This is a genomic window from Providencia sp. PROV174 (assembly GCF_028480685.1).
Taxonomy (GTDB): Bacteria; Pseudomonadota; Gammaproteobacteria; order Enterobacterales; family Enterobacteriaceae; genus Providencia; species Providencia rettgeri.
Window position 1 is genome coordinate 1 of the sequence record NZ_JAMPOT010000023.1, and the last position, 16,286, is coordinate 16,286.

Here is a 16,286-nt window from a genome sequence, read left to right on the forward strand (position 1 = left end):
AGACGAAGCCAACACCCCTACAACGCGAAGTATGACGAGAAATTACACCTCTTCCATCTTACCTAGCAGAGTCCGTAAACGCTCTTGCCAAGCTTGCTGCTCTTGTTTTAATTGTTCATTTTCACGCACCAGTGAATCCGTACCTGATTTTGCTATTTCTAGCTCTTGGCTTAGCGCACCATTTTTATCTTTTAATTCGTCGATTTCCATTTGTAACAGTGCGATTGTATCAATCGCTTGTTGGACTTTGGATTCGAGTTTCTCAAATACTTCAAATGACATAATTCTGGTCTCCCTTATCAGCTTTTACACGATTGTAAGTAGCATGATCCTCTGTGTCCAGTTCCTTCCATCTGAATCGTAGTTACCTTCATAAAAAAATACTGGTCAGATCACATCACAAAGGTCGAATTCATCACTATTTTTGATTGTTTTGTTTCGCTTTAGTGATGTAACACACATTTTTCAATTTCGATATTTCTCGTTTATGTTCTTTAACGATAAATTCACAGTTAATGGTTTTCGATTAGAAAATCTTAACTTAAAAAAACATTACAATATTTTTCATTTTCGTAGGATAGAAACATATGAGCCAAATGACGACTACATCACTCACAGGTCAGTGCATCTCAGAGTTTTTAGGGACTGCGCTACTGGTATTTTTTGGTCTAGGCTGCGTTGCTGCCGTTAGAATAGCGGGTGCACAGCTAGGCTTATGGGAAATTAGTATTATCTGGGGCTTCGGCGTTGCTTTAGCCGTTTACCTAACAGCAGGCACCTCAGGTGCCCACTTAAACCCAGCGGTTACTCTCGCACTATGGCTATTTGCGTGTTTTGATAAACGCAAAGTTGTCCCTTATATCATCGCACAGATGTTAGGTGGTTTCTTTGCCGCCGCATTAGTTTACTCAATGTATTCCCCTGTATTTTTCGATTACGAGCAAGTTCACCATATCATTAGAGGCTCACAAGAAAGCTTATTTACTGCGGGCGTTTTCTCAACCTACCCTGCGCCACAAATTAGTGTTCCTCATGCATTCTTTATTGAGGTCATTATTGCAGCCATTCTAGTTTGCTTAATCCTCGCGCTAACCGATGATGGCAACGGTGTTCCTCGCGGCCCACTCGCTCCATTATTAATTGGTATTTTGATTGCCGTCATCGGCGGGTCATTTGGCGCACTCACCGGATTTGCGCTCAACCCAGCTCGTGACTTCGGACCAAAGGTTGTCGCTTATCTCGCAGGTTGGGGTGATATTGCTCTCACCGGTGGTCGCGATATTCCGTATTTTCTTGTCCCATTGACAGCACCTATTGTTGGTGGTCTGCTAGGCGCATTCGCCTATCGCAAACTGATTGGTCGCCACTTGCCTTGCATGGTATGTGAAGAAGAGACCAAAACAGAAAAATTATCCGTTAAAAACACCAAATCCTCGGAACAGGCTTAAATTATGACAACTGAAACCACTATTGCGAAAAAATATATTGTTGCACTCGACCAAGGCACAACCAGCTCACGCGCTGTTGTGCTCGACCATGATGCAAATATTGTCAGTATTTCACAACGTGAATTCACCCAAATTTACCCTAAACCAGGCTGGGTAGAACACGACCCAATGGAAATATGGGCATCACAAAGCTCAACTCTTGTGGAAGTACTCGCTAAAGCGGATATTCGTACGGATGAGGTCGCTGGGATTGGGATCACGAACCAACGAGAAACGACCATTGTATGGGAAAAAGCCACCGGGAAACCCGTTTATAATGCGATTGTATGGCAATGTCGCCGCACCGCTGATTTTTGTACGCATTTAAAACAAAATGACCGTGATTTAGAAGAGTATATTCGCCAAAATACCGGTCTAGTTGTCGACCCCTATTTCTCCGGTACCAAAGTAAAATGGATTTTAGACCATGTTGAAGGCGCTCGTGAACGTGCCGAGAAAGGTGAATTACTATTTGGGACTGTCGATACTTGGCTCGTTTGGAAAATGACGCAAGGGCGTGTTCATGTCACCGACTACACCAATGCTTCTCGAACCATGTTGTTCAATATCCGTAACCTTGAATGGGATGATAAAATCCTCAAAGCACTGAATATTCCACGTGCGATGCTCCCAGAGGTGCGCCCTTCTTCCGAAGTCTACGGGCAAACCAATATTGGGGGAAAAGGCGGAACACGTATTCCAATCTCCGGGATGGCAGGTGACCAACAAGCCGCACTTTATGGTCAGCTGTGTGTCAAACCAGGAATGGCAAAAAATACCTATGGCACTGGTTGTTTCCTACTTCTGAACACCGGCGAAACTGCTGTACGCTCAAATCACGGCCTACTGACAACTATCGCATGCGGCCCAAAAGGCGAAGTCAATTATGCCCTTGAAGGTGCCGTATTTGTTGGAGGAGCCTCAATTCAATGGTTGCGTGATGAATTGAAATTGATTGATGAATCAACTGACTCTGAGTATTTTGCTACTAAAGTGAAAGACAGTAACGGCGTGTATGTTGTTCCTGCCTTTACAGGTTTAGGTGCTCCTTATTGGGACCCGTATGCGCGCGGAGCAATCTTTGGCTTAACCCGTGGCGCAAACCGCAACCATATTATCCGCGCAACATTAGAATCTATCGCTTATCAAACCCGTGATGTGCTTGATGCCATGCAAGCAGACTCAGGCGAACGCTTAAAAGCACTGCGCGTTGATGGGGGCGCTGTCGCTAATAATTTCTTAATGCAATTCCAGTCAGATATTTTAGGCACCCCTGTTGAGCGCCCTGAAGTACGAGAAAGTACCGCATTGGGTGCAGCCTACCTTGCTGGTTTAGCCGTTGGTTTTTGGAGTAACCTTGATGAGTTACAAAGTAAAGCGACGATTGAGCGCGTATTCAAACCGGGTATTGAGACTACAGAACGTAATTTCAAATACGAAGGGTGGAAAAAAGCCGTAGCACGTGCTCAAGAATGGGAAGATCGCGGTTAGTTTTTCATTAAAAACAAATCGTTCAAAGGCAGCACTTCAGTGCTGCCTTTCTTTTTCATAAAACTAATTAGCTAATAAATATAAAATCAATAATCAGATTAATAATAAATTAGAAGAACAATAAGTATTTATTTAAAGTTATCTAGCAAGAGGAAAATTAACTATTGATAGTTTAAGAAATAAAGAAAGGACACGGTTATGGAAAACCGACACGAAGAACAAAGCAGACCTATTTCATTCATTAAAAACCAATATGATAGCAATATTAAACAACAACCATTAAAAATTGGCTTATACGCAAATAAAGGTAGGGTCGTAGTTATTGATAATAACTCACCATTATTAAAAAACTTAAGCCTTAACCCTACATCTTCAAAAGAAGGCAAAGCCGCTCATGAGCTATTTAGCTGGCTTATAAATAAGCCGCGAATTATAGGAGAAACTCAAAAAAACTACATTGTTAGCACGTTACCAGAGTCTCAATTTTCTGGTTTCACGTTCCATCCCAAGCAAGGCATATTTGTAGAAAGCTTTAATTCACCACATGAATGGATCGACGGAGAAGTCAGGGCACAGGCCCAACTCGCCGATTTATTGCTGCCAAGTGGGGAATGGCACCGCCATTACAGCATCGTAGCCTTGCCCGAAAGTGCTAATGACAAACAAGTTGAGCTCATTCGCCATTGGTTGGAGCTCACAGGTGGTAGTTTATTGATAGTAAAAGACAAACAAAAAAAAACATCAGCTTCTACTCAACAGTTAATCAATGAACTTCGTCCAGTAGAGCACATTGAGCTAGCCAGCAATACCTTAGAAAATCACAACTTCCAACAAGTTATTATCTTACCACCCCATACAATAAGCTCATTGAAGCTAACTGATGAATTACGAAAAAATAGTCAATATTTCTCAGTAACCATAAGAGATACCAATAATAACAAAATATTAAATTTACATGATATCCCAATTGCAGAAACATCATCTTGGCAAAAGATTGCCCATTCAATCGAAACCGATGTCAATAGAATGATGGCAGAGCACCGACTGCCTGCGGTTAAAATCAGCTATGAAAAGAATACATTAAAACTTGTTGGGGAAAATATCATTTTTCGCCAGTTTCAATTGAAACAAGTAAAACAAGTCATCTCTCGATATCGTAAGCAAAAAACCATCGCTCAAACTCTCCCTATTTTTGTGGCAGAAAACCCAGATGAAATACCCAATCAATTAACTGTAGGGGCCATAACAGGAAAACTACCCAATATCCCTCATATTAAGGGTTACAAAATCCTTGAACAGCCCCAATTTGGGCAACTAACACTAAACAGCACCACCAATGAATGGCAATATATTGCCAATAACACAAAATTTAAAACCCGCTCAGACCAGTTTGACTTTATCGCCATGCTGTCTAATGGGCAAAAATCCCAGCCTATTTCCATTCAGTTACAAACCGAAAATACACCACAACTCCGTATTCCTGGCAAACGGACATTTTCCGTTCCAGACCCGATTTATCATGAACCTCAACTGCGTTATCACCCAACACCAAGCGATATGCAAATCCATAATATTCAACTTGCACAAACTCATCTGCAGAATATGACAGATAAGCATATAAGCTTAACGGCTAATCGCTGGGCATTATTGAATATGGAGATAACCAGTGAAACCGCGGAAAAATCCCCCGATATTGAGGCGATTATCAGTAGTAAAGAAAGAAAAATATTAGGTCGAATAAAACTTACAGGACCAGACCATTTACCCAAAACATTGACAGCACTTCCCCGCCGGCCCAATGTCTCCGCACAAAACTGGCATCAACAACGCTTTACTGCCCCGCTAAAAGGTGAATGGATACAACCGGATATCAACATCATTATCACTGTTAATGGCAAACCCATTATCACCGAAGAAACCAACCAATATGGGGCGTTCTCCCCAAACATCACGCTTGATAGCCACTTAATTGTTCGTGTAGATAGCCACAGCTTATACCAACAAGGGCATGGCGTTTATTCAGACTCCCCATTAGGCTGGGGAAGAGAAGCTGTGTCAGTCTTGCCTATTCGGCAGCTCACATTGTATAGCTCTCCCGCCACAGTCAGTCACCCAAGCTTAACGCCATACGGTGAGGTAAATAAAAATCCTATGCCGTTTATTCACCCCTATTATGATAACCCTGAAAAAATCAGCTATCACCCAGGAGCCCAAATCTATTGGGCTTATAATAATAGCCAACAATACCAAACCGCTAACAATGCTGATTCTGATTACCAATATACTGCCATTGAAACCCTGCCTTCGAGTGTGTTCAATTCGCTATTAGGACTTGCATCACCCAATCACGGAGGGGGAGCTCACGAACCTAACGTGATGTTTCACGAAATTTTTGGTCATGGCCTTGGGTTGCCACATACGGACTCGCAAGCTCATAATAATCAGCCAACATACCCTTACCGCCCCTATGACCACGGTAAAAATCCAGCTTATAACCAATCTAGACAATATTATGTCACTTATCACGATCCCCACGACCCGCTACAACAGGCTATTCCGACTATGTTTTCGAGCTATGCTCCTTTTAGGAGCGATGCCTACGATGCATTTTTACCGCACGCAGATACCTACAACCAAAAAATCCACCAATTTTTAAGTAAAAGAGTACGTTGGCAGCCGAATAAAATAAAAGGTGTCGATAGTGAGGATGATGGATTTGCGGGGGAAGGGTTTTATCAACGATGGAATAAAGATTCTAAACAGTGGGTTACGCTAAAAAAAGAGAATTATTCAAAATATTATCACCGTACTCAAATTGAACAATTTCCTCATCAACGTGATGTCCCTATCTATTGGATACACATTCACTCAGCCAACATGGCGGACAATACACTTCACCCTTATAGTACGATTACCGTTGACCGTACCGTGGGTAATTTACCCGCTGATTATCACAACCTAAAAACAGGCGTAGGTCGTCCGTTTTATATTTACCATAATAATGCTTTAACGGTGACTTATGCCACGCCGAATGGGTTATTGACCGAAGTATTACAAATTCCACACGCAACGAGCTTCAATATTGCAGATAAAGGCGAATTAGTTCAATTCACCATACATAAATTGAACTACAAAAAAGAGCTCGGGCAACTTATTTACCACTATAAAAACCCGACCTCACTAGCGAATCGCATATTTGCAAAATATGATGGCCAAACATTACCTGACCACTTGCTCCTTGATAATTATTGGCAAGGCGCACCTGTTTTTTGGGCAGCAACAGAAGAAGGCTTAATTGATTTTTCGACGGGTAAAGTTGATGCCAACAAAATCACCTCAAAAAGTGCACTCTCGGCTAAATGGGTTGAAAATGGGCGTCTGCACCAACAATATTTTTCATTATCGGATCCCTTTGGGCAAGATGGGCAAGTTGATACGTCAATGAACTTTATTGCTCTTAATCATCTTGATACCTACAAAACTGGCTATTTATCGGCAAACATGAGCCACCATCAAATAATAGAAACACCACTAATCGCAGATATGAATATTGAGCAGCAGATTGATATTAGTGATTTAAACTTATCTAATGGACATTATACCTATTGGGTAACACTCATAAGCAGTGATGAGCAAAGACGGGTTCAAGAAAGAGTGCCTGTAGAGGAGTGGTTTTTTGCAATACAGCAAAATCAATTAACCCTAAAAGGCACGATAGACAGCACCCCAGGATTAAAACTAGATGGAATACTCATTCATATTGACCAGCACTTGCAAGACCATGTTGCACCGAAGTTGATTTGGCTTCAACAAAACCATCAAAATCTAGTGGGACAATTAGCAGAAAATACGGAACTTCTAGATGACAACCAACCGGTGGTATTTAATTCAGGAGTCATTTTGCCGGAGCTAATATCATCAATACCAGAAAAGGAACCTAGCTCCTTTTATTCATCAACGCTATCAATTCCGCAACACAAGCAAGCTGATATACTGCTAAGTGCGTAATCCGAAAATCAGGCTGTGTTATGCAGCCTGACCTTCTCACGATTAAACCATACGCTCTGAATGACTCATGCGTTTTGCTAAAGGCAACCAACACAATAATATGAGTGTCGACATTAAAAACATCAGTAGCCCAAGACTAAACTGCCCGTTTTGCGGTAATAATGCAGAAACCCAGGTAGCAACACCTGAACCTATATTTTGCAAGCCACCCACGAGTGCCCCCGCTGCCCCTGCTAAATAAGGGAAGGGCTCCATCGCACCTGTCGTTGCTAAGGGAAATAACATCCCCGCACCAAAGAAAAATACCGCTGCAGGTACTAACAGTGTCCAAGTATTCATAATCCCAAACCAACCTGGAATCCACATCATAAAGCCTGCCAATAGACAAATAAGAACGGAGTGCCACATCAAATTATAAAACGTTTTTCCTTCTCGCCCCGCATACCAAGCACCAAAGAAAGCAGCAGGAATAGGCAATATAAATAAAATACTCACAGTAATGCTATTGAGCCCTAAAACACCGCCCATTAATACACCACTACTAGCTTCAAATACGGCTATTCCAGCTAACGCGCCCACTAACATGGATAAATAAGATAGAAATGAACCGCTTGATAATAATTCCCGATATGACGCAATCATTTTATGTTTTTCAGGTGAAACAGGACGCGTTTCGGGTAACCAACGATACATGCTTAATAATACAGAAGCACCTAAGATAAACAGGAAAATATAACAAGCATGCCACCCCCAGAAATGCGCCAATATTCCACCGAACATTGGGGCTAATAATGGACTCACTAATATACCCATATTTAATAAGCTATTTGCATAACGTAACGCGGTGCCTTTATACAGATCACGAGGCATAGTTCTTGCCATCACACCTGCAACACCCGTTCCGAGGCCCTGCAACCCACTCGCTATAGTGAGTATATTTAATGTTGGCGCAAAAATCGCCACAATCGTTGAAAATAAGAAAATCGTTAAACCCGTTAAAATAACAGGTCGGCGACCAATTCGGTCAGATAACGGCCCATAAACTAACTGTGAAAAACCATAAGAAAATAAATAAGCCGCCATCACTTGTTGAACAGCACCAGAAGGCTCATTAAAATAAGTGGCAATTTCAGCAATGACAGGAACATAAATAGTTTGTGTCATTTGGCCGACCGCTGCCAATGCAATTAGCATTAATAGCAAATTAAAGTGTTCCAGCTTTCTCATTTTTCTCTCAGATACATCCAATAATTCAAATACACCCTATTTCAGACACAAAACAACGCTGCATTATCTCAATGTAATAACGCAAAATTATTTAGGTGCTTAATTATCAATATAAAATACCGCTCCACGCTTTGATATCATTTTAAATAAGCTTTTGTGTCATTTAAAATAAATGGCAAATAATGCGTTTTGCTTGAGTGTGACTAAGATAACAAAAGCCGCCACCTTTTCGTAGTAGTGCGACATTTTATGTTTTTCACTAATGGCAGTAATATTCGCCAGCATTGTCAACATAACTGTACATTAAGATTCAAAAAATATTCATTTAAAGAACAAACCACTGGAACACGTTATCGATAAGCATAAATAGTGAACTGTTTTAGTATTAAATCCTAGTGAGCCGTGCTTTGAGTTATTCGAATTATATATTTGTCATTTTTAGCCGGTAGATATTTGAAATATAAAGAGGTGGAATGTATGGCTAATTGGGTAACAGGAACAGTGACTGAAGCCAAATTTTGGACCGACTCATTATTCAGCCTTGTTATCAAGGCCCCGATTAAACCCTTTACAGCAGGGCAATACGCAAAACTTGGACTAGAAATCGAGGGAGAACGTGTCCAACGAGCTTACTCTTATGTCAATGCGCCAAGCGATGACCGACTCGAATTCTATTTTGTCATTGTACCAGGGGGCAAACTTAGCCCAAAACTCGCTAAACTAAAACCTAATGATACGTTACAAATTACGGATGAAGCGACGGGGTTCTTTGTTTTAAATGAAATCCCACCATGTAAAAACCTGTGGATGCTTTCAACAGGAACTGCTATTGGGCCTTTTTTGTCTATCCTACAAGAAGGCAAAGACTTGGATCGTTTCGAAAAAATTGTTTTACTCCACGCCGTCCGTTATGAGAAAGATTTAAGTTATTTACCCTTAATGAAAAAGTTGGAACAACAATATCAAGGGAAGTTAAAAATAGTTACCGTTGTCAGCCGTGAGCACTGCACAACCTCATTGCATGGCCGTGTTCCTGCGTTAATTGAAAGCCACGCTCTCGAAGATGCGGTTGGCCTGACACTTTCACCCGAGACCTGCCATGTCATGTTATGCGGAAACCCCGAAATGGTGAGGGACACTCGTGATACATTAAAAAATAGTCATCAAATGGTTAAACACTTGCGCCGCAAACCCGGCCATATCTCTAGTGAGCAATATTGGTAATGCAAAACACTACCCTGAAATATTTCAGGGTAGCATTCATGCTATGTGGTATTGGCATTATAGATAATCTACCGTTTCTGTTTCTTCACCATAGCGGTTAACCCCCTCCATTCCCAGAAAAGCACCGCAATCTATCACCATAATCATCGTAATAAATAAGGGTAAGAAACGCCCTATTCCCCATTGCCACACAGATTCAAATTGACTGACATCGATTGAAAAGAGAGCAAATGCCAGCAAAATTAACGCAAACCATCCCCCCGATTTCCCTCGATCATGTAAACGCTTCACAAAGATAGCGGCCAAAGGGTAAAGTAGTAAAATAAATAACGATATAGCAAGCGTTTCAGAGAATAGCAGTACATTTTGTAACAGGGCAACTGCTGTCATTAAAATAAAAATGACCGCAATACCTACCCAAAATGGCCGGCGACCGATACGGCCTTTGAAGGAAAAAGCCCATTGTTGTAATGTCATTACCTATTATCCTGATACAATGTGGAAAACTAAAAATGAGTGGTTCAAAAATGACCCAAATTTTATTTCGTTCTGTATACGCCATCATAACCATTTTTGTACTTAGTGCGCCACAACTGGCTTTCGCTCAAAAAGTACCCACTTTGCCTGATACCGATTTCAAAGTCGCCTATTTAGCTCCAGATGCCCCTTCTTTTGAACTCACCATTCCAAAATTACGCAATCAATTCAATCAGGCTAATAAAGACTTATATCTCCATGAATATAAAGTTATTGCTAGCCAAGATATCTCCGCTCCCTATATTCGCGCAGCGTCTCGTATTAACCAACAGATATACTCCTCGGCAGTGTTAGAGCGTGGTAGTGAAAAAATTAAAAGTTTACAAATTACATTACTGCCATCAGATGACCCACAAGAAACCCAAAAGAATCGGCAGTTAATGGAAAACTATACTATTGCAATGATCCATATATTTGCCCCAGAAGTTTCACTGGACAACGCCCCTGCACTTACAGAAGCCTTAAATAAATTTATTGCCAATAATAATGCGACTCATGCTGAAGAAGCGCGATTAGGCGCTTTAAGATATATTTTAGTAAAAAGTGACAATAATGTGCTTACTTTTGCTGTTGAACCGATTAAGCTAGAACAACAAACACCCTAAACTGACTGTGATCACGCTCTAAGAACAAGCATGATGAAAAGCAAAGCTATTATTATCTATTGTTCTTATAATGCGGAAGGTGAATGGCGACAACATTGTCACGTTGCGCGTGTAACATAAGCGTGTGATGAATAACTTATTGATTAATCATTAAAACTCTCTGGTTGGAGGAAATAACATGCGACATCCATTGGTAATGGGTAACTGGAAACTGAACGGCAGCACACAGATGGTCAATGACCTCGTCGCTGGCTTGCGTAATGAACTAAGCAGCGTTGATGGCTGTGATGTAGCTATTGCACCACCTGCAATTTACTTAACCCAAGCTAAACACGCGTTAGCAGGTAGCCGTATTGCGTTAGGTGCACAAAACGTTGACGTTAACTTATCAGGTGCATTTACAGGTGAAACCTCTGCTGAAATGTTAAAAGATGTTGGCGCCAAATACATCATTATCGGCCATTCAGAGCGTCGTACTTATCACAACGAAAGTGATGAATTTGTCGCTAAGAAATTTGCTGTATTAAAAGAACAAGGTCTGATCCCAGTACTGTGTATTGGTGAAACTGAAGCTGAAAATGAAGCAGGCAAAACCGAAGAAGTATGCGCTCGTCAAATTGATGCCGTATTGAACTCTTTAGGTGCAGAAGCTTTCCAAGGTGCCGTTATCGCCTATGAGCCAATCTGGGCAATCGGTACAGGTAAGTCTGCAACACCAGCTCAAGCACAAGCAATCCATAAATTTATTCGTACTCATATTGCGAAGAAAGACGCTGCTATTGCCGAGCAAGTTATCATCCAGTACGGCGGTTCTGTTAATGCGAGCAACGCGGCTGAGCTATTCACCCAACCAGATATCGATGGTGCCTTAGTGGGTGGGGCTTCTCTGAAAGCTGACGCTTTTGCTGTTATTGTTAAAGCAGCCGCTGAAGCGAAAAAAAACAAATAAGGTTATTATAATACCTTGAGATTAACCGCCAAATATTGGCGGTTTTTTTGTATTAATTAATGTATCTAATTCATAATGAAATCTATATCTGCAATTTCATTCCTATGATCCAAAATCATATAAATAATTATAATTTAATTTTTAATAAAAAATAATTAGATTTAAAATTAATTAACAAACAAATGATTAAAAATCCAAAAAAACATTATTAATAAAAATATAAATTTATTTTCAAGGAAATAAAAATAACCATAATAACAGTGAGATATGAGTCACTAACACTTTGCCTTATATATACCATCTATCACCCATTAAATAATAACGGTAGACAACCCATAAAAGTTAATACACATTTATCTCGCTAATCGCTCAACTAGATAATTAACATTAATAACTTTTACTCTGAAGGATAAATATGAAATATATAGTTGGTTTAATCTATAGTATCATAATTATATTCCCTGCAATTTGTTTCTCTGAATTAAACAATGACTCTTGGCGAGTTAATACTAATATTTATTTGGAAATAGAAGAATACCAAGGTCAACGTGATTCATTTAAAAATAAAGTCTACGATAAAATCAGCACAGTTGGGCAATTAAAGCTATACAACCCTAAATCTGACTGGCGCTTCACCCTAGATCATCGTGAATCCTTAAGGAATCATGGTCGCAATTTCACGACTTCACGGGACTCTTATATTCGAAACCGCACACAAATTGATGCTATCAAAAAAATTCTCAACACCTCAAAATCAGACTTAGAACTTGGTTTTCGTTACAGAAAAGAGTCAAACGATGTCGAGCCCAACACCAAAGCACGCTCTTCGAATCGTTTATATGGCTTAACCCCAGCCGGTGAGTACCGCTTCAACGATGATTGGTCTTTTAATTTTTGGCTTTCTTATTTTTATTACAGTAATTATTTCAATGACAGTAGCCATGAAGCAGAAACTGAATATGGTGTGACTTACAAATATTCAAATGCATTAAAAGCAAAACTCACTGTTTATATTGACAACCAATGGGATAAAAATTTCAGTACCCGCTTTTTACAATCGCAAGTTCGTGCTTACTTACCCATTACCATTAAGCCTAACTGGAAAATTACACCATATGTGCGTTATTTCTTACAAGAAAACACCTATGACAAAAATAATTATTTAACACAGGAAATTAAAAATGGCTTCCGTATTGGCTCCCGCTTGGAATATAAAGCTACACCATCCCTGACTTTATGGAGTGAACTTGCCTATGAACCTTCAACATGGAAATCACCTAAAAAGAATGAAATCACGTCAGGGTATGATAATAAACAAACGCTATACCTCGGTAAAATTGGCGTAAAATACCAATGGTAACCTTTAATTTGCCATCAACTTATTTTTCATAAAAAAACAAGCCATATGGAATATCATGTGGCTTATATATTTTAAATCACAAAACCATTTAAATATAAGAATAAAACATTTCGAAAAGCAAATAATCAGTTGAAATATTCACTTTTAACGTTAAATTTTCGATTTAAATACCATTTAATTATAATTTATACTTACGTCACATAACAAAATAATATCAAACTGAAATTATTCTAGGTTAAAATCAATTATTCTCGAAAATTTACTATTTAATATCAATTAGATAAATAAAAACCATCTCAACATTTATTTGTGCTCTATTCCTCTTACTCTAAAAGAGAGAATACTATCAACTGTGAGCACTCTCACATCATAAATATATCCAGCCACTTATTATTTTTCGAAAAATAACCTAGAGAAAATGAAAATGAATAAATTCACTTTACTTAGTGCTTGTATTTTCAGTGCGTTTTCAATGGCTAACCCAATAACACAAGCCCAATTGAATGAATTATGGCAAGACAAACAAAAGTCTGCTCAAGAAATAGTGGATAATATGTCCGAGGCTGAGAAAATTGGTCAGCTATTCATGCTGGATTTTAGATATTGGAATAAAGACAGTAATGGGGAACCCGCACCATTTTTGGCTATGAATGATGAGGTTTCTAAGGTTATCAATCAATACCATCTCGGATCAGTGATCCTATTTAGAGAAAATCTGATTGATACACCACAAACTGTGGAGTTAATTAATAAACTTCAATCTTCCCGCAGTAACCTTCCATTATTTATTGGCACCGACCAAGAAGGCGGCTATGTCACCCGCTTACGCGTAGGCACCGAAATGCCTGGTAATATGGCTCTAGGCGCAACACGTAACCCAGCCCTTGCAGAGCTAACAGGGATGATCCACGGATATGAGCTATCCAGTCTTGGTTTTAATATCAATTTTGGTCCAGTTGTTGATGTTAATAACAATCAAAATAACCCAGTGATTGGGGTACGTTCATACTCAGATGATAAAAATTTAGTTGGAACTCTGGCCACCAGCTATATTCAAGGTATTCATAAATATAATTTATTGACGTCACTTAAACATTTCCCTGGTCACGGAAATGTTTCTGCTGACTCTCATGTTGATTTACCCGTTGTTAATTCTGACGCAAAAACATGGCGAGATACTGAACTCGTCCCATTCAAATACGCGTTATCTCATGGTGCTGATGCCGTCATGACCGCACATATTATTGTACCAGCACTGGATGACCATAAGATCACCACACTTGCCGGTAAACAAGTTGGCACCCCAGCGACGCTTTCCAAACCTATTTTGCATGATATTTTACGTGATGAGCTCAACTATGACGGCTTGATAGTGACAGATGCCATGGATATGGGGGCTATTGCAGACAATTTCGATATTAATTGGGCGGTAGAAACCTCGCTACTTGCTGGCTCAGATATTATTCTTATGCCAATCAAAATGTGGGACTCCCAAGCGGTTTCTCGTTTAGATAACATGTACCGCTATTTAGAAACACAAGCAGAAAAAAATCCAGAACTGAAGAAACGTATTGATGAATCCGCAAAACGTGTGGTGCTGAAAAAGCTTCAGCAAGAAATTACGGCACAACCTGTAGACTTAGTGAAAGCGGAACAAGTCGTCGCATCAAAAGGTCATAAAGATATTGAAAATATGGTTTCTGAGCAGGCTATCACATTAATTAAGAATGAGAATGTACTGCCTTATCAATTAAAACCACTCAATCGAATTTTCACTATTTCTGATGAAAAGCCACGTAATTCCTTAATTCAAAAACAGTTAAATGATATCGCACAAGAAACGGGAGTTGCGATTATTACAGGCGAAAGTGTTGTTAAATTAAATGAAAACACACTAACTCAAGATGAAGCAAAAAAACTGGTGCAAAACCAAGATTTGGTATTACTGACGACCTATAATTTAAAGGATACGCCAACGAATGCTCAGCTTATCATTGATGCTGCAAACCAACTTAAAACCCCGATTGTTGTTATCTCTTCACGTAATCCCTATGACATTGCATACCTAAACAATGTAAGCGCAAATATTGCCATCTATGGTATCACTGGATTTGATATCACCAATAATAACCGCAATTCATTAGAAACCAATATTCGTAGCGGGTTACGGACATTATTTGCTAATACTCATGGCCAGCCGTTAAACCCACCTCAAGGGGTGCTACCCGTTAATATCAAAACCCCACAAGGTAACAAAGTCCTGTTCCCTTATGGTCATGGCGAAACTTACTCCACAGTCAATTAATTACACAGCCTATTAATTATTTAGCAATGATTCCGCCTTTATACCTCCACGGTATAAAGGCCAGATACTAACGCCTTGAATAAAGGCATAAAAAAATAAAATACACATAAAAATTAAAGGGTTAAAATGAAAACTTCACTGAATGGTTTACTTTTTGTTACGCTCACAGGATTGGCAACATCCGTTTTCGCAGCCGATCAGGTCAACAATGATTACTGGCGCGTTTCTTCCAACGTCTATATGGAACTCGAAAAATTTGAAGGGCATCATAATACCAGCGGTCGTAAGGTCTACGACAAAACCACGATGGTTGGGCAGCTATTTTTAGTGAATCCTGAATCAAAATGGAGCTTTTTTCTGGAACATAAGGAATCATTAAGAAGCTACAACCATAATTTTTCAACATCCAAAGACTCTTTTATTCGTAATCGTACACAAATTGGCGCTACTCGGAAAATGTATGCCAGCGAGATTGGCCAGTTCAATTTAAATGTCACCTATCGCAAAGAATCCAATGACTCCGCACCAGGTACACAAGCGCGCCCATCGAATACGATGTTTTGGTTAATGCCTAGCGGGACATACAATTTCAATGATAAGTGGGCGTTTAACTTTTGGGATGCGGTTTATCACTACGACAATTTCCACGCCCCCAACAGTTATGAGTGGGAATCCGAGCACGGGCTTGTTTACAAGGTCAATGATTCCGCAACCGCCAAAGTCTATCTATACACCGATTGGACATGGGATAAAGACTTTAATAAGACATGGGAACAAAACCAAATTCGCGGTTATTTTCCTATCACGTTAAACCAGGATTGGAGCGTAATGCCTTATTTTCGCTATTATTTAAATGAACATAACTACGATAGCAACAAACGTACAACTCAGAAGGTTAAAGACGGCTACCGTGTCGGGACACAGGTTTTTTATAACTTAACACCAAAACTAACGCTATGGGGCGGCTTCGCGGTTGAACCTAGTACTTGGGAAAATCCCAAAAATGCAGGTATCACCTCTGGTGGCAATAACCGTCAAACATTTTATCTTGGCCAGTTAGGTGTCAAATACCAGTGGCAATAAATTAACCTCA

The 16,286-nt window shown here is 39.8% G+C and carries 13 protein-coding genes; 9 read left to right on the forward strand and 4 right to left on the reverse strand.

The window, feature by feature from the left end:
• Positions 1-42: 42 nt before the first annotated feature.
• Positions 43-282: a cell division protein ZapB gene (gene zapB, locus PSE60_RS17840; RefSeq protein WP_272666321.1), complete on the reverse strand. Its 240-nt coding sequence runs from the start codon at positions 280-282 to the stop codon at positions 43-45.
• A gap of 305 nt (positions 283-587) precedes the next feature.
• Between zapB and PSE60_RS17845 the strand changes: the two genes are divergently transcribed.
• The 3 genes from PSE60_RS17845 (at position 588) to PSE60_RS17855 (ending at position 6,986) form a co-directional block, all read left to right on the forward strand.
• Positions 588-1,448: an MIP/aquaporin family protein gene (locus PSE60_RS17845; RefSeq protein ID WP_210838062.1), complete on the forward strand. Its 861-nt coding sequence runs from the start codon at positions 588-590 to the stop codon at positions 1,446-1,448.
• A gap of 3 nt (positions 1,449-1,451) precedes the next feature.
• Complete coding sequence (glpK, locus tag PSE60_RS17850) at positions 1,452-2,978, forward strand: glycerol kinase GlpK (protein WP_102140630.1); 1,527 nt, start codon at positions 1,452-1,454, stop codon at positions 2,976-2,978.
• A gap of 198 nt (positions 2,979-3,176) precedes the next feature.
• The gene (locus PSE60_RS17855; protein WP_272666322.1) at positions 3,177-6,986 is read left to right on the forward strand and encodes a hypothetical protein; all 3,810 of its coding nucleotides are present in this window, start codon (positions 3,177-3,179) and stop codon (positions 6,984-6,986) included.
• A gap of 42 nt (positions 6,987-7,028) precedes the next feature.
• On the opposite strand, the gene emrD is transcribed toward PSE60_RS17855, so the two are convergent.
• Positions 7,029-8,213, reverse strand: coding sequence for a multidrug efflux MFS transporter EmrD (gene emrD, locus PSE60_RS17860; protein WP_102140628.1), 1,185 nt, complete (start codon positions 8,211-8,213; stop codon positions 7,029-7,031).
• Positions 8,214-8,372: 159 nt separating this feature from the next.
• Positions 8,373-8,507: a hypothetical protein gene (locus tag PSE60_RS17865; RefSeq protein ID WP_272666323.1), complete on the reverse strand. Its 135-nt coding sequence runs from the start codon at positions 8,505-8,507 to the stop codon at positions 8,373-8,375.
• A 183-nt stretch (positions 8,508-8,690) separates the two neighbouring features.
• Here PSE60_RS17865 and fpr point away from each other — a divergent pair, with 183 nt between their 5' ends.
• Positions 8,691-9,437 (forward strand): ferredoxin--NADP(+) reductase, encoded by a 747-nt coding sequence (gene fpr, locus PSE60_RS17870; protein WP_102140627.1) that lies wholly within the window; start codon positions 8,691-8,693, stop codon positions 9,435-9,437.
• A 57-nt stretch (positions 9,438-9,494) separates the two neighbouring features.
• Here fpr and PSE60_RS17875 read toward each other — a convergent pair whose 3' ends face one another.
• Positions 9,495-9,914, reverse strand: coding sequence for a DUF805 domain-containing protein (locus PSE60_RS17875; RefSeq protein ID WP_272666324.1), 420 nt, complete (start codon positions 9,912-9,914; stop codon positions 9,495-9,497).
• Between the two features lie 35 nt (positions 9,915-9,949).
• Between PSE60_RS17875 and PSE60_RS17880 the strand changes: the two genes are divergently transcribed.
• From PSE60_RS17880 to PSE60_RS17900, 5 genes are all read left to right on the forward strand, one after another.
• A complete protein-coding gene (locus PSE60_RS17880; protein WP_202981446.1) occupies positions 9,950-10,579 on the forward strand; it encodes a DUF1454 family protein in 630 nt (209 codons plus the stop codon).
• 178 nt (positions 10,580-10,757) lie between these two features.
• Complete coding sequence (gene tpiA, locus PSE60_RS17885) at positions 10,758-11,528, forward strand: triose-phosphate isomerase (protein WP_004907024.1); 771 nt, start codon at positions 10,758-10,760, stop codon at positions 11,526-11,528.
• Positions 11,529-11,943: 415 nt separating this feature from the next.
• Entirely contained in the window at positions 11,944-12,888 is a 945-nt protein-coding gene (locus tag PSE60_RS17890; RefSeq protein WP_272666325.1) for an OmpG family monomeric porin, read from the forward strand.
• Between the two features lie 424 nt (positions 12,889-13,312).
• A complete protein-coding gene (locus tag PSE60_RS17895) occupies positions 13,313-15,193 on the forward strand; it encodes a glycoside hydrolase family 3 protein (protein WP_272666326.1) in 1,881 nt (626 codons plus the stop codon).
• 126 nt (positions 15,194-15,319) lie between these two features.
• On the forward strand, positions 15,320-16,276 hold the full coding sequence (locus PSE60_RS17900) for an OmpG family monomeric porin (protein ID WP_004907017.1): 957 nt from the start codon (positions 15,320-15,322) through the stop codon (positions 16,274-16,276).
• Positions 16,277-16,286: the final 10 nt, after the last annotated feature.